Raw genomic sequence first — 18,744 nt, 5'->3', positions numbered from 1 at the left:
TAGTAGGAGATCGTGGACTCCTCGGAAGACGTCCTCATCCAGCTGTACGACCGCTGGAGAGGCCCGCTGCTGCACTACGTGCTGCGGCTGGTCGACGGCGACTATCAGCAGGCAGAGGACGTCGTGCAGGAGACCCTGCTCCGCGCGTGGCGGCACCACGAGGAGTTGAAACCGGACGACGCGGCGCCGTGGCTCTACACGGTCGCGAAGAACCTGGTGATCTCCGGCTACCGCCGCCGCAACGCACGCGCGACCGAGGTGCCGCTCGAACCGGTGGACCTGCCGCCGGTCAGCGACCAGGTCGAACACGTGCTGCAGACGTGGCAGATCGCGTCGGCGCTGCGGGCGCTCACGCCTGAGCACCGGACGGTCGTCATCGAGCTCTACTACCGCCGCCGCACCGTCGCGGAGGCCGCCAAGACGCTCGGCATCCCGCCGGGCACGGTCAAGTCGCGCTGCTTCTACGCACTGCGGGCGCTGCGCGACGCGCTGGAGGAAAGAGGGGTGACCGAGGCGTGAGCTGCCAGCACACCGTCGACGTCGGCGCCTATCTCTTCGGCTCGCTCGACCTCAAGGAACGAGCCGCGTTCGAACGTCACCTCGGCACCTGCGACTGCTGCAAGGCCGAGATGCTGCGGCTGGCCCCGTTGCCGGGCCTGCTCGGCCGCCTGACCCTGGAGGACGTCGAGAACCTCGACGAGATCCCCGCCAGCCCGCCGGCGCCGAAGCACGACCAGCGCCGCGTGCTGATCGCGTGCGCGGCTGTCCTCGTGCTGCTCGCGCTGGTCGGGGGCAGTTTCTTCCTGCGGCAGACGCCGTCGCAGGACACGGCGGCGCCGCCCTCGTCGTCCCAGCCACCCACCCCGATCTGGGCCGCCAAGGACGCCGCCAGCGGCGTGAACGGCGAGGTGTCGATGGTCTCGAAGACCTGGGGCACCGAGATGTGGTTCAAGCTCGGCGAGGTCAGGCCAGGCGCGCGCTGCAAGGTCATCGTGTTCGACCGCCAGGGCCAGCGGGAGGTCGGTGGCTGGTGGGGTTCCGACCACGCGGCTGACGAGCGGATTCCCGGTTCCACGTCGTTCAAGGTCGACCAGATCGAACGCATGGAGGTGTCCGACGAAAGCGGGCTGTTGGTTACTCTCCGTCCATAGAAACGCAGGTCAAGGCCCGCGTCCCGCATCACCCGCAAGCGCTTGGGTACTCTGCCCCGCGTGCATCTCAAGAGCCTGACGCTGAAGGGCTTCAAGTCCTTCGCCTCGGCTACCACGCTGCGCTTCGAGCCCGGCATCACCTGTGTGGTCGGCCCCAACGGGTCCGGCAAGTCCAACGTGCTCGACGCGCTGCGCTGGGTGATGGGCACGCAGGGCGCCAAGGACCTGCGCGGCGGCAAGATGGAGGACGTCATCTTCGCCGGCACGTCCGGCCGCGCGCCGCTCGGCCGCGCCGAGGTGACGCTGACGATCGACAACGCCGACGGCATGCTGCCGATCGAGTACACCGAGGTGTCGATCACCCGCCGCATGTTCCGCGAGGGCGCCACCGAGTACGAGATCAACGGCAACTCGTGCCGTCTCATGGACATCCAGGAGTTGCTTTCGGACTCCGGCATCGGCCGCGAGATGCACGTGATCGTCGGTCAGGGCCAGCTCGCCGCGATCCTCGAGTCCAAACCGGAGGAACGGCGCGCGTTCATCGAAGAGGCCGCCGGCGTCCTGAAGCACCGCAAGCGCAAGGAAAAGGCGCTGCGCAAGCTGGAGGCGATGCAGGCCAACCTGACGCGCCTCACCGACCTCACCGCGGAACTGCGCCGCCAGCTCAAGCCTCTCGGCAAGCAGGCCGAGATCGCCCGCCGCGCGCAGGTCGTCCAGTCCGAGCTGCGGGACAGCAAACTCCGCCTGCTCGCCGACGACCTGGTGACGCAGCGCGAGACCATCGCGCAGGAGGAGCACGACGAGGCGAAGGCCCGCGTGCGCCGCGCCGAGGTCGAGAAGTCGTTGCAGTCCGCGCAGTACCAGCAGAACGAGCTGGAGGAGCGGGTCGCCGCCGACGCGCCGAAGCTGCAGGCCGCGCAGGACACCTGGTACCGGCTGTCCGCTTTGGAGGAACGCCTCCGCGGCACCGTGCGCCTCGCCGCCGAACGAGCCCGTCACCTGTCCGACGTCGTGGACGCGCCCAGCAGGGGCCGCGACCCGGACGACCTCGACCGCGAGGCCGAGGAGACCGCCGAGATGGAGCTGGAGCTCCAGGAAGGCGTGACGGAGGCCCGCATCGCGCTGGCGGAGGCCGTGGAGACGCGCGCCGAGCTGGAGCGCATGGTCTCGCAGGCGGAGAAGGCGCACATCGCGGCCGTCCGCGCGATCGCCGACCGCCGCGAGGGCCTCGCCCGCCTGTCCGGTCAGGTGGAAGCGTTGCGCAGCAAGACGAGCGCGACCGCCGAGGAGATCGAACGACTGTCCGTCACGCTGTCCGAGGCCTCCGAACGCGTCGAGTTCGCGTCGATGGAGCTGGCCGAGGCTCGCGAGATCACCGGCACCGAGGACGAGGACGACCACGGCCTCGACGAACGCCACCGCCAGGCCGTGCAGTCCAACGACGCGGCCAGGCAGCGCGTCGAGGAACTGGTCAAGGCGGAACGCACGGCAGAACGCGACATCGCGTCGTGGCGAGCCCGTGTGGACGCTCTCTCGCTGGGCCTGACGCGCAAGGACGGCGCGGGCGCGCTGCTCGCGTCGGACGTGCCCGGTCTGCTGGGTTCCGTCGCCGCGCTGCTGACCGTCGAGCCTGGTTTCGAGGTGGCGCTGGCCGCCGCGCTCGGCCCGATCGCCGACGCCGTCGCGGTGTCGTCCGGCGATGGCGCGCTGCAGGCGCTGAAGCTGTTGAAGGAGAAGGACGCCGGCCGCGCGGGCGTGCTGATCGGCTCGCACGGGTCCGCTGTGGACACGAGCCAGTGGGGCTACCTGCCGCACGGCGCGCGGTGGGCGATCGACGTCGTGCACGCGCCTGAGGCGTTGCGCCCGGCGTTGGCCCGCGCGCTGGATCGCCTTGCTGTGGTGGGAGATCTGGACACCGCGGCCGGCTTCCACGGCCGCGCGGTGACCCGGGAGGGCGACCTCTTCGGCACGGACTGGGCCGTCGGCGGCTCGGGTGCCCAGGGCCAGAGCGTCATCGAGGTGCAGGCCGCCGTCGACGAGGCGCAGGAGCAGCTCGCGACCGCCGAACGGGCGCTGGAGCACGCTTCGGCCGCACTCGAAGGCGCCCGCGCCGAGCAGCAGGCCCGCCGCAAGGTGCTCGACGCGGTCAAAGAGGCCATGCAGGAGGCCAAGGTCCGCCAGGCCCGCTCCGGCGAGCGGCTCAACCGGATGGCCACGGCCGTGCGCTCCGCGGAGGCCGAGGTCAACCGCATCTCCGAGCAGCGCGCCAAGGTCGAGCGGTCGCGCGAGGAAGCCCTGATGAAGCTGGGCGAGCTCGAAGAGCGGCTGCTGATGGCCGAGGAGGAGCAGACCCTCGACGACGAGCCGGACACCGAGCAGCGCGACCAACTGGCCGCGGAGCTCGCTCAGGCCCGTCAGGGCGAGATGGACGCACGTCTGGTGCAGCGCACCGCGGAAGAGCGCGCACGGGCGTTGCAGGGCAAGGCAGAGGGCCTCCGTCGTGCCGCACGCGCCGAGCGTGAGGCCCGCGAACGCCACGCCCGCGCCACCCAGCACCGCGCCCGTGGTGCCGTGGTGGCGAAAGCCGTCGTCCGCGGTGGCGAGCAGGCATTGGAACGCATCGAGCTCTCGCTGTCCCGTGCCGCCCGCGAGCGCGACCAGGCGCAGGAACGCCGTGCACAGCACGAACTCCTGCTGACCCAGGTGCGCGCCCTGGTGCGGGAGATGTCCGGCGAGCTGGAGAAGCTCGTCGACGCCGTGCACCGCGACGAGGTCATGCGCGCCGAGCAGCGCATGCGCATCGAGCAGCTGGAAACGAAGATCGCCGAGGACTTCGGCATCGGCCTGGAAGACCTCACCAACGAGTACGGGCCCGACGTCATGGTGCCCGCCTCGGCCGCGGAGATGGCGGAGTACCAGGCCGCCAAGGAACGCGGCGAGCAGGTCACCGAGCCGCAGCCGATGCCGTTCGACCGCGACACCCAGATGCGTCGCGCCAAGCGTGCCGAGCGCGACATGTCGTTGCTGGGCAAGGTGAACCCGCTGGCGCTGGAGGAGTTCGCGGCGCTGGAGGAGCGCTACAAGTTCCTCTCCACGCAGCTGGAGGACATCAAGGACACCCGCCGCGACCTGCTCACCGTCGTGAAGGAGGTCGACGACAAGATCCTCGAGGTCTTCACGCTGGCCTACGAGGACGTGGCGCGTGAGTTCGAGGTCGTCTTCAAGGTCCTGTTCCCGGGCGGCGAAGGCCGTCTGGTGCTGACCGAGCCCGACGACATGCTGACGACCGGCATCGAGCTGGAGGCCCGCCCGCCCGGCAAGAAGGTCAAGCGCCTGTCGCTGCTCTCCGGTGGCGAGAAGTCGCTGGCCGCGGTCGCGATGCTGGTCGCGATCTTCCGCGCCCGCCCCTCACCGTTCTACGTGATGGACGAGGTCGAGGCCGCGCTGGACGACACGAACCTGCACCGGTTGATCACCCTGTTCGAGCAGCTGCGGGAGAAGTCGCAGCTGCTGATCATCACGCACCAGAAGCCGACCATGGAGATCGCGGACGCCCTGTACGGCGTCTCGATGCGCGGTGACGGCATCTCGCAGGTGATCTCGCAGCGGCTGCGCACGTCCAGCGACGTGCCTGCGCGTGCGGCGGCGAAACCCGTCGCGGCGGCGGAGCCGGTGGAGACCGCGGAGCCCGTGGCGGAGCCGGTGGAGACCGCGGCGGAGCCTTCGCCCGAACCGGCGGACGCGGCGGACGCAGAGGTCTGAGAGGGCGGCCGGAGCGGTGCCTGGGGGGCTTTAACCTGCCCCGGCCGCGGCCTCTACGCGCCTGAAGGGGTGAGATCCCCCGGTTCCACCTCACCGCTCCAGGTGCGCACGGGCCACTCTGCCGGACGACCCTTGTGGAAACCTTGTATCGCCAGGTCAGGCGCCGCGCGAGTCCAGCCTTGCCGCCTGTTCCGGCGTGGGTGCGGTGCCGCCGAGGTGTGCCGGCGCCCACCACGCGCCCGGCTCGGTCGGGTAGGAGGCCTGCGCGGTGTCCAGCAGGTCCTGCATGCGCTTGCGCAGCACGTCGTCGCCGGAGTCGCCGGGGGAGGGCTCGAACGGCTCGCCGATGAGGATGGTGACCGGCACGTGCCGCTGGGTCAGGTCCTTGGGGCGGCCCTTGGTCCACAGTCGCTGGGTGCCCCACAGCGCGACGGGGATGATCGGCACGCCGGCCTCGTGGGCCAGGCGGTTCGCGCCGGACTTGATGTCCTTGACCGTGAACGAACGGCTGATGGTGGCCTCGGGGAAGATCCCGACGACCTCGCCGGTGCGGAGCGCGGACAGGGCCTGCTGGTAGGAGGCCTGGCCCGCGCTCCGGTCGACGGGGATGTGGTGCATGCCGCGCATGAGCGGGCCTGCGATCTTGTTGGCGAAGATCTCGTGCTTCGCCATGAACCGCGTGAGGCGCCCCGAGGGATGCGCCCCGTATCCCGCGAAGATGAAGTCGAGGTAGCTGACGTGGTTCGACGCCAGCACCGCTCCACCAGTGCGCGGGACGTGGTGCGCCCCCTCCACGGTGAGCCGCACGTCGAGCACCTTGAACATGAGCTTCGCTGCGGCGATCACCGGGGGATATACGCGATCCGACATGCTTCCGAACGGTAGCCTAGGGAACCTACTGGCCGGTAGGAGCCCCTTCGTGTTCTCGCATGATCTTCGGCACGCCCGCCAGGTCCTCGTCGTTGCAGAGCAACTTGAGGTCGTAGTACGGGTTGCCGTGCGTGTCGTCGTAGTCGAGATGAACTGCGATCACGTCCACGGGTTCGCCCAGCCAGTCCTGGGTCTGCCGCAACCAGGCGGCAGCACGTTCCAGAGCTGACGGAAGATCATCGTCTCGGAATTCGACCGGCCGATACGGAACTCCCTGGACACCGTCCCGGATGTTCGGCGGCAAGGGCAGGTCGACGGCCACCCCGGATTCGTTGAGATCGAGTTGGATCGTTTCCTCACTCACCGTAGAAGAGTCCCCCACCCTCACCTGCCCTGCAAGCCCGAATCTGGGTGTTGTGCCCGTGACGTCGGTGTTCGTGCTACGGCATACCAGCGCCGGGGAGGGCACCGGTGTGAGTGTTGTCTCCTGCGTCATGTAGGGCGCTTCAAGTACGCGATGTCGCGCTTCACCTTGGTGATCCGGTCGTGGGTGGGCATGAGCACGCGGGACAGCGTCGCCAGCAACCGCTCCAGATCCTCCACGGCGCCCTCGGCGTCACCGGCCTGGTAGCGCAGGTTCGCCAGCAGCTGAGTGGTCTCCAGGACGTCGTCGTGCTCGGGACCGAGGACGCGGGCCTGGTCGCGCAGCAGCGGCTCGCAGACCTCGATGGCCTTGCGGAACTGCTTCGCCGTGCCGAGCACCCGCGCCAGGTTCAGGCGAACGCCGAGGGTCTGGTGATCGTCCGCGCCCATCGCCGCCACGTGGTCCTTCACGAGCGACCGGAACTCGGCGGCCGCTCCCCTGAAGTCGCCTGCATGGGCCTTGGCCTGCGCCGACGCGTTCCTGGCTGCCAGCTCTTCGAGGTCTCGGACGGGGGACATCCACGCCATTTTACAGAGCCGCACGATCGTGACCTGAGACCGCGGAAAACTCCCTCGCTTCGAACGGCCGTGCGAGCAACCATTCCTTCTATGTACGACATCCGTTTCGCCGAACCTGGCGACCTCGGCGCCACGATGGCGCTGCTGGTCCGGCTCCAGGCCGACAACGCGCATCACATCGGGTACCTCGGTGAGACAGTCGAAGAGCTCCGCGCGGAGCTCGGCGAGTTCGAGCCCAGCTGGGCGGACTGCACGGTGGTGGCCGTCGATGCCGACGACAACATCACCGGCATGCTCAGCGTGGAGATCGACGCCGAGCTCGGCCGTGCGTGGCTGCACGGACCGTTCGTCGACGTACCGGTCAACCACCCCGCGGGCAGCCGCATCTGGGACCAGACCGCCGACGCGATGTTCCGCCGCGCCACCGAGCTTCTCACCGGCATCTCCGATCTCGAGCTCTACGGGCACACAGCCCACCGGCGATTGGCGGCGTTCGCCGAACGGCACGCCTTCAGCGCGGGCAAGGCGAGTGCCATCCACATACTCGACAACGGGGACCTGCGCACGTTGCTGCTCAGGGACGCCAAATGTCCCAGCGACCGTGAGATGCGCGTCCTCCCGACCGATCGGTTCGTGCACGAGGCCGTCGCGGTCCTGCACGAACGATGTTTCCCGCGGACCTACCTGTCCGGGAAGCAACTCGTCGAATCCGATCCGCAGAAGCGCACGATCGTCGTCGCCATGGACGGCCGGCGCGTGCTCGGGTACGCCGCGGGCAAGGCCCAACCCGAGGAGTACTACGTCGATTTCGTGGCCGTCGAACCCGATGTTCGCGGTCAGGGCGTGGGCGCTGCTCTCATCACCGAACTGCTGTGGAAACTCGCGGCGGACCACGGTGCGAGGCCGCAGGCCGCCGCGTCGATCCACGCGGGCAACGAGTCGTCGCAGAACATGTTCGCCCGACTAGGATTCCGCCTTCACATCGAGCTCGTCGCGTACCGGCACACCGCGTGAGTGCCGCAATGACAACAACCCACCCACGAGCAAGGTGACCGCCACCCCCAGGGGCGTGTTCCACCAGCCGGTCAAGGACTTCAGGTCAGCTGTGGCCTTGCCGAAGTTGATCGTCGGCGTGCTGCCGGCGAACTTGACACCGAGAATCACGAAACCGACGACCAGCACCGTCGACACGAACGCGATGATCGCGTCCACCTGCGTGACGCGCTTGAAGATGAGGCCGAGGAGGAAGGCCCCGAGCAGCGCGCCGTAGGTGTAGCCGGCGATGCCGAGCGCCTGCACCACGATCGGATCCGCCGTGGTCTTGTTCGAGGAGGCGAACAGGCCCGCGCAGACGATCAGCAGACCCGCCCACACGAGGGTCCAGATCCGTCCGTGGCGCAGGCGCTCGTCGTCGGTCATCGGGGTCCTGCGGATGCGTTCGTAGACGTCTGTGACCGTGCTGGAGGCCAAGGCGCCCAGCGACGACGACAGCGCGGCCGCGAGGATGCCGGCGATCACGAAGCCGGACAGGCCCGACGGCAGCGAGTTGACGATGAAGTAGCCGAAGAGCTCGTCCTTGTTGCCGAGCTTCAGGTCCTTCACCGGGTCCACGCCGTTGTAGAACGCCCACAGCATCACGCCGATGAACAAGAAGAACGCGAACTGCAGGAACACCACGAAACCGGAGGCGATCAACGCCTTCTGCGCGGACTTCACGTCCTTCGTGGACATGAGGCGCTGCACGATCAGCTGGTCCGCGCCGTGCGACGCCATCGAGAGCAGCGCGCCGCCGAAGAACGCCGCGATGAACGGGTACGCGCCCGTGAGCGGTGACGAGGTGAAGTCGAAGATCTGGAACTTGTTGACGTCCACGGCCTTCGAGAACCAGCCGTCCGACAGCTGACCGGACAGCCACCAGATCACCACGGCGCCACCGAGGACGTACCAGAGCATCTGGATGGCATCGACCCACACGACCGCGCGCACGCCGCCGAAGAAGCTGTAGAACACCATCGCGATGCCGAGCACCAGGATGATCGCCCAGTAACCCGCGTTGATGCCGTACTGCGCGAGCACGAGCTTGATCGGGATCGCCGTGGCGAAGAGCCGGATGCCGTCCGCGAGCAGGCGGGTGAAGAGGAACGTCACGGACGCCGTGGCGCGCATGCCGTTGCCGTATCGCTTGCCCAGGAAGGCGTAGGCCGTGACGAGGTCACCGGCGATGTAGCGCGGCAGCAGCACGAAGCTGACGATGATCCGGCCGACGATGTAGCCGAGCGCGAGCGTCAGGTACGTCATGCCTCCCTGCGCGGGCGTCGCCATGTACGCGATCACCGGCACGCTCAGCACCGTGAGCGTCGAGGTCTCCGCGGACACGACCGACAGGCAGACGACCCACCACGAGATGCGCTTCTCGCTGACGAAGTAGTCGGTGGACGACTTCTGCCTGCCGCCGATCCACATGCCGAGCAACGGCATCCCGACGAGGAACAGGGCGATGATCGCGAGGTCTAGTCCGCGCACTTCGGGTCCCCCACATTCAGCTTGGTCACGGCGGTGGTGACGGGCTCCGGCATCCTGAGCGGTCCGTTGCCGGGCGTGATGCTGCCGAGCAGCCTCGGTCCGGACGCGCCGGTCGCGGACGGCGTGTTGCCCGCGATCCCGTGCCACGTCAGGAATCCGAGCAGCGCGGCGAGGTAGGCCTCCTTGCCGTCGCGCGGCAGGCCCAGCGAGTCGCTGATCTTCAACGGGATCGGGTCGAGCGCTCGGGTGAGCGCCTCGACGAGCACCGGGTTGCGCATTCCGCCGCCGGACGCGACGACCACGCTCGCGTCGTGCGCGCGGCAGGCGTCGGCGATGGTGCGGGCGGTGAGCTCGGCGAGCGTGCGGAGCATGTCCTCGGCCTGGACGGTGGGAAAGCCTTGGAGGTACTCGGCGTTGAAGTGCTCCTTGCCCGTCGACTTGGGCCACGGCTTCGCGTAGTACGGGTCGGCGAGGAGCTTCTTGAGGACGTCCTCGCGGACCGTGCCCCGGCTCGCGAACTCGCCGTTGGTGTCCTGGCGCCGTTCGCCGTTGGACAGGACTTCCATGACGGCGTCCATCAGCGCGTTGCCGGGGCCCGTGTCGTAGGCGATCGGCTGGCTGCCGGGTCTGACGACGGTGATGTTGGCGATGCCGCCGATGTTCAGCGCGATCGCGGGCGCGTTCTCGGCCATGCCGGCGAGCCACAGCGCGTCGAGGGTGCTGGCCAGTGGCGCCCCCTGGCCTCCCGCGGCGACGTCGCGGACCCTGAGGTCGGCGACGACGGGGACGCCGGTCCGTTCGGCGATCCAGGCGGGCTGGCCGAGCTGCAGGGTGCCGAGGCAGTCGCCGTCCTGGACCTCGTGGTGCACGGTCTGCCCGAGCGAGGAGATCAGGTCCGCCGGCAGGTACCCGGCGGCGACTTCGCCGAAAGCCTGCCCGAGCGACGTGTCGAAGGCGCACACTTCGGCGAGGTCCCGCGGTTTCTCCAGCAGGTCCTTGGGGAAGGGGTGCTCGGCGCACTGCACCGGCACGAGTTCGACCACGTCACCGTTGATCGACAGGTCGGCGACGGCGACGTCGATGCCGTCCATCGACGTGCCGGAAATCAGTCCGATCACCCTCACGACGTGTGGTCTATTCCACAGCGTGGCGGGGCGCAAGAGCCTTGGTGAAATCTTCGCCTAATTGAGCAATACATGGTTGACAGGTCACATGAGGGTCTGTGAAACCATGAGCCCGTGCCCACGTCCTCCCTTGTCCTGATCCTCGTCGTCGTGGCGGTCGTGCTGATCGCCGCGCTGGTGACCGGTGTGGTGCTGACGCGTCGCCGTCGCATCAGCCTGACCCAGAAGGAGGAGACGCCGAGGCCTGGCGGATACCAGGCGTCGTCCGGGATCTCACTGACCCCGGCGGCCCCCGAAGCCACCGTCGTCGAGGCCGTGGCCGTCGCCGAGGTCGCTCCGGTGGAGCACCCGGTCGCCGACCGCACCGAGGTGGACGGCCAGCCGGGCGTGGGCGACGACGCCTCCGTGCCGCGCGACTCGGTGAAGCGCGGCTTCGTCGAGGTCGACCTGCCCGTCGAGGCGTCCGAGGTCGAGGAGATCGAGCCCACCTCCGGCCGCCTGGAACGGCTGCGCGGCAAGCTCTCGAAGTCGCGCAACGCCTTCGGCATCTCGCTGCTGGGGCTTCTGGGCGCCGGCGACCTGGACGAGGACTCGTGGCAGGACGTCGAGGACACGCTGCTGATCGCGGACCTGGGCGCGGCGCTGACCACCGAGATCGTCGCGACTTTGCGTTCGAAGCTCGCCGGGTCCGGGGTGCGGACCGAGGCCGAGGCGCAGGCTCTGCTGCGTGGGGTGCTGATCGACGCTCTTGGGCCGAAGATGGATCGTTCGTTGAAGGCTTTGCCGCACGCCGGCAAGCCCGCCGTGTTGCTCGTGGTCGGCGTCAACGGGGTTGGCAAGACCACCACCACCGGCAAGTTGGCGCGCGTTCTGGTCGCTGACGGGCGCACGGTGTTGCTGGGGGCCGCTGACACGTTCCGCGCTGCTGCGGCTGACCAGTTGGAGACCTGGGGCAAGCGGGTCGGCGCGGAGACCGTGCGCGGGCCTGAGGGTGGGGACCCTGCCTCTGTGGCCTTCGAGTCGGTCAAGCGCGGTGTGGACACCGGGGTCGACACGGTGCTGATCGACACCGCTGGGCGGTTGCACACCAAGAAGGGCCTGATGGACGAGCTTGGCAAGGTCAAGCGCGTGGTCGAGAAGCAGGCTGTGGTGGATGAGGTTCTGCTGGTGCTGGATGCGACTACCGGGCAGAACGGGTTGACTCAGGCTCGGGTTTTCGCGGAGCAGGTCGACATCACCGGGATCGTGCTCACCAAGCTGGATGGTACGGCCAAGGGTGGGATTGTTTTTCAGGTTCAGCGGGAGCTCGGGGTGCCGGTGAAGCTGGTTGGGCTTGGGGAAGGGGCTGACCACTTGGCGCCGTTTGAGCCTGGGGCGTTTGTGGACGCTTTGCTGGGCTGACGCTTCGTTCGTCGCGTTCCCCGGCTTGCGGGCGGCGGGTTCTGTTGCGTGCTTCCCCTGGGGGCTCTGCCCCCAGACCCCCGGCAATCTGATCGGGGGAGGGCGCCCTCGGCGGGTAGATGGCACGCCTGTTGCTTTGGGTGGCTGCCTGTTGCTTAGAAGGGTGCGTTGGCGGTGGGGTCCCGTCACGAGCCGCACCAAGAGCGGGCCACATGCGTGAAGGGACCCCACCGCCCTGACCGCTCGGTAAAGACGGCTTGCCTTCGGCTTCGCGGGTGCTGCCTATGCGGTTGCGGCCTGGTCCGCCAGTCGCTTCGCGACTGCCAGCACCTCCGGCAGGATTCGGGCTACCGCTTCCTTCGTGAGTCGTCCCTCCGGGCCCGACACCGACACCGCTGCCAGAGTTGGGCCGCCGATCACCGGCACCGCGATGCACCGGACGCCCAGTTCCTGTTCGGACTCGTCCAAAGCGAAACCGCGCGCCGCGATCTCGTCGAGTGAGTCGAGCAGTTCGGTTGGGTCGGTGATCGTGTTCGACGTGTACGCGGGTAGGCCCGTGCGTTCCAGCAGTGCGCGTACGTCTGCGCGCGGTAGTTGCGAGAGCATCGCCTTGCCCACGCCGGTGCCGTGTGGCAGCAGGCGGCGGCCCACCTCCGTGAACATGCGCATCGAGTGTTTCGACGGCACCTGCGCCACGTAGACGACCTCGTCGCCGTCCAGGACTGCCAGGTTCGCCGTTTCTTCTACCGAGTCGACCAGCTGTGACAGCAGGGGGCGTGCCCAGGTGCCGTATTGGCGTGAGGCGGTCTCGCCCAGGCGGATCAGGCGGGAGCCGAGGGTGTAGCGCCGGTTGCTGTTCTGGCGCACATAGCCCAGCGTGACAAGGGTGCGGATCAGGCGGTGGATCGTGGGCAGCGGTAGGCCCGACGATGCCGCGAGCTCGGAAAGTGAGGCTTCGCCGCCTGCGTCTGCCAGGCGTTCCAGCAGGTCGAAGGCTCTTTGCAAGGACTGCACGCCACCAGTGGACACGTGCGGCTCCTCTCATTGCAGTTCCGCAATGCAAAAACTATAGTCCACACAGCAAAACCGAGAGAGGTGGATCCAGGTGCAGGTCCTGACCGAAGAGGCTCTTGAGTTCGTCGCGAAGCTGCATGAGGCGCACGCCGCCCGCAGGGACGAGTTGCTCGCCCTTCGCAAGGAGCGCCGGCCCCTCGGGTTCCTTCCCGAGACGCAGGACGTGCGTGACGGGGAGTGGACGGTGGCTGAGGCGCCGGAGGCGCTCCGTGATCGGCGCGTCGAGATCACCGGGCCCACCGAGCGCAAGATGACGATCAACGCGCTGAACTCCGGGGCGAAGGTGTGGCTCGCGGATCTTGAGGACGCGAACACGCCGCACTGGGACAACGTCGTGCAGGGGCAGGTGAACCTGTACGAGGCGGCGCGCGAGACGATCGAGTTCACCTCGCCGGAGGGCAAGGAGTACAAGCTCAAGGGCGGGCCGTATCCGGCGATCGTCGTGCGGCCGCGCGGGTGGCACCTCGACGAGCGCAACCTCCAGTTCGGCGGCAAGAACGCCGTGGGCGCGCTGGTCGACTTCGGACTGCACTTCTTCCACAACGCCGAACTCGGCAAGCCGTACTACTACCTGCCGAAGATGGAGTCGCACCTAGAAGCACGGCTGTGGAACGACGTCTTCACGACGGCGCAGCGGTTGCTCAACGTCCCGCACGGCACCATCAGGGCCACGGTTCTCATCGAGACGATTCCGGCCGCGTTCCAGATGGACGAGATCCTCTACGAACTGCGCGACCACGCGTCGGGGCTCAACGCCGGTCGGTGGGACTACCTCTTCAGCGTCATCAAGTACTTCCGTGACGCGGGTGCGGACTACGTGCTGCCGGACCGCAACAGCGTGACGATGACGGCGCCGTTCATGCGCGCGTACACCGAGCTTCTGGTGAAGACGTGCCACAAGCGCGGGGCGTTCGCCATGGGTGGCATGGCCGCGTTCATCCCGAACCGCCGTGACCCCGAGGTCACCGAGAACGCGTTGCGCAAGGTTCGCGAGGACAAGACGCGCGAGGCGAACGATGGTTTCGACGGGTCGTGGGTGGCGCATCCTGATCTCGTGCCGATTTGCCGGGAGATCTTCGACGGAGTGCTGGGCGACCGGCCGAACCAGATCGACAAGCAGCGTCCGGAGGTCAGCGTCACGGCCGAGCAGCTGCTCGACTTCAAGTCGGCGGGTGGCGCGGCGACGCGGGCAGGGCTGGAGGCCGCTGTCGACGTCGGCGTGCGCTACATCGCGTCCTGGCTGGGCGGCAACGGCGCGGCGGCGATCCACAACCTGATGGAGGACGCGGCCACCGCGGAGATCAGCAGGTCCCAGATCTGGCAGTGGATCAACAACAAGGTCGTGCTCGACGACGGCACCCAGGTCACCGCGGACGCCGTGCGGGAAGTGCTGGCGCGAGTGGGGAACGGGCTGGAGGGGCCGCACGTCGCGGCGGCCGTCGAGCTGTTCGAGCAGGTCGCGTTGTCCGAGGACTTCGTGGACTTCCTGACGCTGCCGGCGTACGAGCGCATCTGATGTACGAGACATCGCTGTCCCCGGAGGACGTCGCGCGGGTGACCGCGCGGCTGTCCACTGTGGAACGTGGCTGGCCGGTCGGCCGTCAGCCCGTGCACACGTGCTACGTGCCCGCCGGACGCATCATCGGGTCCACGATCGCCGACTGGGGCCGCGAGGCGCTGGAGTCGATCGAACCGGAGCTTCTCCCGGAACTGCCCGAGGGCGTGCTCGAGCGCGTCGAGGCCAAGCTCCGCAGCGAGCCGATCGAGGATCTGCGGATCGACTTCGAGGACGGCTACGGCGCGCCCGAGGACGACGTCGAGGACATGGACGCCGAGAGCACGGCGAACCTCGTGTCGCGCTGGCTCGCCGACGGCACCGCTCCGCCGTCGTTCGGGTTGCGGATCAAGTCGTTCGACACGGCGGAGTTGCGCGAGCGCGGACTGCGCACGCTGGACATCTTCCTGACAGCACTGGGAGAGATTCCGCCAGGTTTCGTCATCACTTTCCCCAAGGTGACATCAGTCGACCAGGTCGAGGTGTTCGGGGAGGTGCTCGACCTCTTCGGCAAGGACCTGAAGTTCGAGATCCAGGTCGAGACGACGCAGTCCGTTGTGGACAGCAGCGGTCGCCTGGCCATCCCTCGGTTCATCGAGGCGGGCCGCGGCCGGGTGACAGGTCTGCACTTCGGCACCTACGACTACACGGCGGGCTGCGGGCTGTCCGCGGCGCAGCAGCACCTGGCCCACGGCGCGTGCGACTTCGCCCGGCACGTGATGCAGGTTTCCGCTGCTGGCACGGGGGTCCGGCTGTCGGACGGCTCCACCAACGTGCTTCCCGTCGGTGATCAGAAGAAGCACGGCTGGGACACGCACTACCGGTTGACGCGACGGTCGCTGGAACACGGTTTCTACCAGGGTTGGGATCTGCACCCGGCACAACTGGTGACACGATATGCGGCTGTTTACGGCTTCTACCGCGAAGGTCTGGAGGCGGACGCGGCGCGGCTGAAGGCGTACGTGGAGAACGTCTCAGGAGGCGTTCTGGACGAGCCGGCGACCGCCCAGGCGTTGTCCTCGTTCTTCCTCCGAGCGGTGGACTGCGGTGCGCTCGATCCGGTGGAAGTGCAGGTCGCGACAGGTCTGGACGAGTCAGCACTGCGGGGGCTCGCCACCCGATCGAGCTGATCGGGTCATCACCCGTTCGTGTGGTTCTGTCAATGGGTGTCGAATAGTGCGGGCAATGGGTGCAGGGTGGCTCGCATGAGCATGCGAGCGGGCCTGTGGACCGGGCTACCCGACCTCGACGCCGCCGAGCACAAGTACCAGGTCGTCGCGTGCGAGGCGGACGTGGACACGTTGATCAGGCTGCTGGGGCGGCCCGAGTGCAACGACGGATCGCTCGACCACTTCGGCCGTGACCTCACCTCCGAGGGCGACCCGGACCACAACGTCGTGCTCGCCGTACGTGGCGCGTGGGGTTACATGTACTACGTCGACAACAGCTTCATGGGCTGGCCCAAGGGGTCCGAGGAAGCGCCGTACGTCAACGAGAAGTACACGGACTTCCCTCCCGGCGTCGGCGTTCCGCTCGGCCTGTTCCGGCAGCTGCTGATCGAGTTCATGATCTCCGGCGAACGACCGACCGGCGTCGGCTGGTACTCCGAGGCGGATCTGTTCCACTCGTGGCGTGATCAGCAGATGTCCTTGCGCACGACCGAGAACCGCTGACTCTCAGCTGATCGCTGGTTGAATGGCCTCATGAAGGCCGTGGTGACAGGTGGGGGAATCGCCGGGTTGCTGGCGGCTCGCGTGCTCGGCGAGTCCCACGATGTCGTTGTCCTGGAACGCGACAAGCTGACGAACGAGCCAGAGCACCGCGCGGGCGTGCCGCAGGGGAGACACACGCACGGACTGCTGGTGCGCGGTGGCGAACTCCTGGAAGAGCTGTTTCCCGGCTTGCGCGACGAACTCGTTGCGGAGGGGGCGGTGCTCGCCGACGCGGGGGACATGCAGATCCTCAACCCTCTCGGCTGGCTCGCCAAGACGCACCTGGGGCTGCCGCTGTTGTCGCTGAGCCGCCCGCTGCTGGAGACCTGCATCAGGCGGCGCGTCAACGCCGAGATCGTGGACGGCGTGCACGTCACCGGGCTGTCGTTCCGCGACGGCACCGTCGACGGCGTGCTCACCCGTGACGGCAGGGTCGACGCGGACCTGGTCGTGGACGCGTCCGGCAGGTCGTCGAAGCTGGCGGCCTGGCTCGCCGAAGCGGGGATCACGACGCCGGAACCCGAGGTCGTCGACTCCGGCACCGGGTACGCGACCCGGATCTACGCCGCGCCGGAGGACTTTCCCGTGGTGTACGCGGAAAGTCTGTCCGCGCCGAACCTTCCGCGCGGCGTCGCGGCGATGCGCGTCGAGGGCGACCGGATCATGGTCACCGCACAGGGCGCGATCGGTGATCACCCGCCGCGCGACCTCGACGGCTACCAGGAGTTCCTGGACTCGTTGCGAGTACCGATCTCCAAGATGCTCGCCGACGCCGAACCGCTCACGCCCGTCTACCTGTTCGCGCGCACGGCCAGTCGCCGCAACGCTTTCGAGGACGTGGCGAACTGGCCGGGCGGACTCGTGGCGGTCGGAGACGCCGTGTGCGCGTTCAACCCCGTGTACGGGCAAGGCATCACGGTGGCCGCGATGGAGGCGCTGTTGTTCCGGCGGCACGAGGACTTCAGTGCCAAGGGGTGCCGGGCGTTCCAGCGGAAGATCGCGAAGACCTCGAAGGGGTCGTGGGTGATGTCCAGCAACGCCGACCGCAGCTGGGTGGAGACCCGGCGCGGCGGCCTGCTCGGCTGGTACCTGAAGAAGTGGCAGGCCGGGATCGTGCGGGATCCCGACCTGTTCCGCCGCTTCGTCCGGGTCGTGCACATGGTCGCCACGCCGGCGAGCCTGCTCAACCCGGTGGTGTTCAGAAGGCTGGCAAAGTACTCCAGGCCTGGCCCGCGTCCGGAGCGTCGTCCCGCAGGATCGACCCCTCGATGAGCCCGTACGGGCGGTCCGCGGCGTAGAAGACCTCGTTGTCGTTCTCCAGGCCGAACGCGCTCAGGTCCACGAGGAAGTGGTGCTTGTTCGGCATGGAGAGCCGCACCTCGGCGACCTCAGGACGTGCGTTCAGCACGGCCTCGCCCATCGCGTACAGCGTCTGCTGCAACGACAGGGAGTGCTTGTCCGCGAACGTTTTCAGCATCACGGAGCGGATCTCCGTGAACGACTTCGCCCAGTCGACGTCCGTGCCGGCGTAACGCCAGCGGGCCGTCACGGACGTCGCGAGGATGCGGTCGTTGGTCTCCTTCAACGTCGTGTACGGGTCCTTCGGGTAGCCGTGGAACTCCGAACCCGTCGACTTCAGCACCACGAGGTCGCGTACGCCTGACACGACCCACGCCTGTGAGCCCTCGATCGTCACCGCGGTGGTGCGCTTTTCGTTAGACCCCTGTGAGAACGCGTGGTCGTGGCCGTCGATGCGCTCCCACGCGTGCTCGTCGATCAGGATCCGTGCGCCGGAAATGGCCTCCTGCGTGCCCACGAAGTGGCGGCCCAGGCGCAACGCGAAGTCCTCGATCTCACCGACCGGGGCCTCCTTCGCGAAGGCGTAGACGGTGTTCTTCTGCGTGTCGGTCGCGAGCACCTTGGTGTTGTCACCGGTCAGGTGCGTGTCGGAGAGGTCTCCGCGCAGCGAGGTGCTGACGGTCAGGTCTTTGATGGTGTGCACGGAACCGTTGCGCGACACCGTGACGAGGCGGTTCTCCGCCTTTCCGTACTGGTTGGGGCCCAGGACGATGGCCATGTTCAGCTCCCGATCAGCTTCTGCAGCCGCAAGGCGGCGATCTTCGCGAGTTCGTCGTTGACGACGCGGAGCTCGACGTCCGGCGGGTTGTCCATCCGCGAGGACAGGTTGTCGAGCATCTCCGCACCGCTCAGGCCGGTCGCGCACACCAGGTAGATGTGCCCGAACCGATCCTCGTACGCGGCGTTGGCGGCCGCCAGGCGATCAGCCTGGGAGGCGTCCACACCGGACTGTTCGGACCGCGACCACTTCGCCGACACCCCACCTGTTCTTTGTCGTTCGCCGATGCGCGGGTGCCCGGCGATGGCGCCGAGCACCTCCTCGTCGGAAAGTCCTTGTGCGGCAACCGAAGAAGCCGCGAGGAGTGCATCCACCGACGCGTAGGGCCTGCCCGCCACCATCGCGTCGATCCAGCGGGGTACCGCGAGGCACTCGGTGAGCAGAGGTCGCAGTTCGGCCTCCGGGGCGCTGTTGAAGCTGTCCACGGCTCTCCAAGTTTCTGTATCGCGGAATCTAACTTCCACATTCTTGACCTGGGTCGAGCGAGATGTCT

17 protein-coding genes are annotated in these 18,744 nt (G+C 68.0%); 9 read left to right on the top strand and 8 right to left on the bottom strand.

Annotated features, from left to right (window positions below; all coding sequences use genetic code 11):
• Positions 1 to 12: 12 nt before the first annotated feature.
• The 3 genes from SK854_RS25340 to smc are packed head-to-tail and all read left to right on the top strand — an operon-like array spanning position 13 to position 4,913.
• Positions 13 to 519, top strand: coding sequence for a sigma-70 family RNA polymerase sigma factor (locus tag SK854_RS25340; RefSeq protein WP_093593275.1), 507 nt, complete (start codon positions 13 to 15; stop codon positions 517 to 519).
• Positions 516 to 1,151, top strand: coding sequence for an anti-sigma factor family protein (locus SK854_RS25335; RefSeq protein ID WP_319977593.1), 636 nt, complete (start codon positions 516 to 518; stop codon positions 1,149 to 1,151). Before SK854_RS25340 ends, SK854_RS25335 begins: the two co-directional genes overlap by 4 nt.
• A 60-nt stretch (positions 1,152 to 1,211) precedes the next feature.
• Positions 1,212 to 4,913, top strand: coding sequence for a chromosome segregation protein SMC (gene smc, locus SK854_RS25330; protein ID WP_319977592.1), 3,702 nt, complete (start codon positions 1,212 to 1,214; stop codon positions 4,911 to 4,913).
• A 156-nt stretch (positions 4,914 to 5,069) separates the two neighbouring features.
• On the opposite strand, the gene SK854_RS25325 is transcribed toward smc, so the two are convergent.
• The 3 genes from SK854_RS25325 to SK854_RS25315 form a co-directional block, all read right to left on the bottom strand.
• Positions 5,070 to 5,783 carry a lysophospholipid acyltransferase family protein gene (locus tag SK854_RS25325; RefSeq protein ID WP_319977591.1) on the bottom strand — a complete coding sequence of 238 codons (714 nt, stop codon included), beginning with the start codon at positions 5,781 to 5,783 and terminating at the stop codon, positions 5,070 to 5,072.
• A 25-nt stretch (positions 5,784 to 5,808) separates the two neighbouring features.
• Positions 5,809 to 6,147 (bottom strand): hypothetical protein, encoded by a 339-nt coding sequence (locus SK854_RS25320; RefSeq protein WP_319977590.1) that lies wholly within the window; start codon positions 6,145 to 6,147, stop codon positions 5,809 to 5,811.
• A 128-nt stretch (positions 6,148 to 6,275) separates the two neighbouring features.
• Positions 6,276 to 6,725, bottom strand: coding sequence for a tetratricopeptide repeat protein (locus tag SK854_RS25315; RefSeq protein ID WP_319977589.1), 450 nt, complete (start codon positions 6,723 to 6,725; stop codon positions 6,276 to 6,278).
• A 90-nt stretch (positions 6,726 to 6,815) separates the two neighbouring features.
• On the opposite strand from SK854_RS25315, the gene SK854_RS25310 reads away from it, so the two are divergent.
• Entirely contained in the window at positions 6,816 to 7,739 is a 924-nt protein-coding gene (locus tag SK854_RS25310; protein ID WP_319977588.1) for a GNAT family N-acetyltransferase, read from the top strand.
• On the opposite strand, the gene SK854_RS25305 is transcribed toward SK854_RS25310, so the two are convergent.
• Complete coding sequence (locus SK854_RS25305; protein WP_319977587.1) at positions 7,689 to 9,248, bottom strand: sodium:solute symporter; 1,560 nt, start codon at positions 9,246 to 9,248, stop codon at positions 7,689 to 7,691. The genes SK854_RS25310 and SK854_RS25305 overlap by 51 nt on opposite strands.
• Positions 9,236 to 10,366 carry an anhydro-N-acetylmuramic acid kinase gene (locus SK854_RS25300; protein ID WP_319977863.1) on the bottom strand — a complete coding sequence of 377 codons (1,131 nt, stop codon included), beginning with the start codon at positions 10,364 to 10,366 and terminating at the stop codon, positions 9,236 to 9,238. The genes SK854_RS25305 and SK854_RS25300 overlap by 13 nt, the downstream gene beginning before the upstream one ends.
• Before the next feature lie 120 nt (positions 10,367 to 10,486).
• Here SK854_RS25300 and ftsY point away from each other — a divergent pair, with 120 nt between their 5' ends.
• Complete coding sequence (ftsY, locus tag SK854_RS25295) at positions 10,487 to 11,773, top strand: signal recognition particle-docking protein FtsY (protein WP_319977586.1); 1,287 nt, start codon at positions 10,487 to 10,489, stop codon at positions 11,771 to 11,773.
• A gap of 282 nt (positions 11,774 to 12,055) precedes the next feature.
• On the opposite strand, the gene SK854_RS25290 is transcribed toward ftsY, so the two are convergent.
• A complete protein-coding gene (locus SK854_RS25290) occupies positions 12,056 to 12,802 on the bottom strand; it encodes an IclR family transcriptional regulator (RefSeq protein ID WP_319977585.1) in 747 nt (248 codons plus the stop codon).
• 76 nt (positions 12,803 to 12,878) lie between these two features.
• On the opposite strand from SK854_RS25290, the gene aceB reads away from it, so the two are divergent.
• The 4 genes from aceB (at position 12,879) to SK854_RS25270 (ending at position 17,386) form a co-directional block, all read left to right on the top strand.
• Positions 12,879 to 14,363 carry a malate synthase A gene (gene aceB / locus SK854_RS25285; RefSeq protein ID WP_319977584.1) on the top strand — a complete coding sequence of 495 codons (1,485 nt, stop codon included), beginning with the start codon at positions 12,879 to 12,881 and terminating at the stop codon, positions 14,361 to 14,363.
• Entirely contained in the window at positions 14,363 to 15,532 is a 1,170-nt protein-coding gene (locus tag SK854_RS25280) for a DUF6986 family protein (protein ID WP_319977583.1), read from the top strand. The genes aceB and SK854_RS25280 overlap by 1 nt, the downstream gene beginning before the upstream one ends.
• Before the next feature lie 75 nt (positions 15,533 to 15,607).
• The gene (locus tag SK854_RS25275; RefSeq protein ID WP_319977582.1) at positions 15,608 to 16,075 is read left to right on the top strand and encodes an Imm1 family immunity protein; all 468 of its coding nucleotides are present in this window, start codon (positions 15,608 to 15,610) and stop codon (positions 16,073 to 16,075) included.
• A gap of 30 nt (positions 16,076 to 16,105) precedes the next feature.
• Entirely contained in the window at positions 16,106 to 17,386 is a 1,281-nt protein-coding gene (locus SK854_RS25270; protein ID WP_319977581.1) for an FAD-dependent oxidoreductase, read from the top strand.
• On the opposite strand, the gene pucL is transcribed toward SK854_RS25270, so the two are convergent.
• Together pucL and uraD are read right to left on the bottom strand one after the other, a co-directional pair.
• Positions 17,313 to 18,191, bottom strand: a complete 879-nt coding sequence (gene pucL / locus SK854_RS25265; protein WP_319977580.1) for a factor-independent urate hydroxylase — start codon at positions 18,189 to 18,191, stop codon at positions 17,313 to 17,315. The two genes, SK854_RS25270 and pucL, sit on opposite strands and share 74 nt — an antisense overlap.
• Before the next feature lie 2 nt (positions 18,192 to 18,193).
• Complete coding sequence (gene uraD / locus SK854_RS25260) at positions 18,194 to 18,715, bottom strand: 2-oxo-4-hydroxy-4-carboxy-5-ureidoimidazoline decarboxylase (RefSeq protein ID WP_319977579.1); 522 nt, start codon at positions 18,713 to 18,715, stop codon at positions 18,194 to 18,196.
• Between the last annotated feature and the right edge of the window lie 29 nt (positions 18,716 to 18,744).

This window comes from Lentzea sokolovensis (assembly GCF_033949975.1).
Lineage (GTDB): Bacteria > Actinomycetota > Actinomycetes > Mycobacteriales > Pseudonocardiaceae > Lentzea > Lentzea sokolovensis.
The sequence above is the reverse complement of the archived record's forward strand: the minus strand, read 5'-3'. Positions and strand labels throughout refer to the sequence as shown.

What these genes read in the sequence shown, in the direction of transcription:
- SK854_RS25325 (WP_319977591.1), bottom strand. Translation starts at nt 5,783, where the DNA reads ATGTCGGATCGCGTATATCCCCCGGTGATCGCCGCAGCGAAGCTCATG.
- SK854_RS25315 (WP_319977589.1), bottom strand. Translation starts at nt 6,725, where the DNA reads ATGTCCCCCGTCCGAGACCTCGAAGAGCTGGCAGCCAGGAACGCGTCG.
- SK854_RS25310 (WP_319977588.1), top strand. Translation starts at nt 6,816, where the DNA reads ATGTACGACATCCGTTTCGCCGAACCTGGCGACCTCGGCGCCACGATG.
- SK854_RS25280 (WP_319977583.1), top strand. Translation starts at nt 14,363, where the DNA reads ATGTACGAGACATCGCTGTCCCCGGAGGACGTCGCGCGGGTGACCGCG.
- SK854_RS25275 (WP_319977582.1), top strand. Translation starts at nt 15,608, where the DNA reads ATGAGCATGCGAGCGGGCCTGTGGACCGGGCTACCCGACCTCGACGCC.
- SK854_RS25270 (WP_319977581.1), top strand. Translation starts at nt 16,106, where the DNA reads ATGAAGGCCGTGGTGACAGGTGGGGGAATCGCCGGGTTGCTGGCGGCT.
- pucL (WP_319977580.1), bottom strand. Translation starts at nt 18,191, where the DNA reads ATGGCCATCGTCCTGGGCCCCAACCAGTACGGAAAGGCGGAGAACCGC.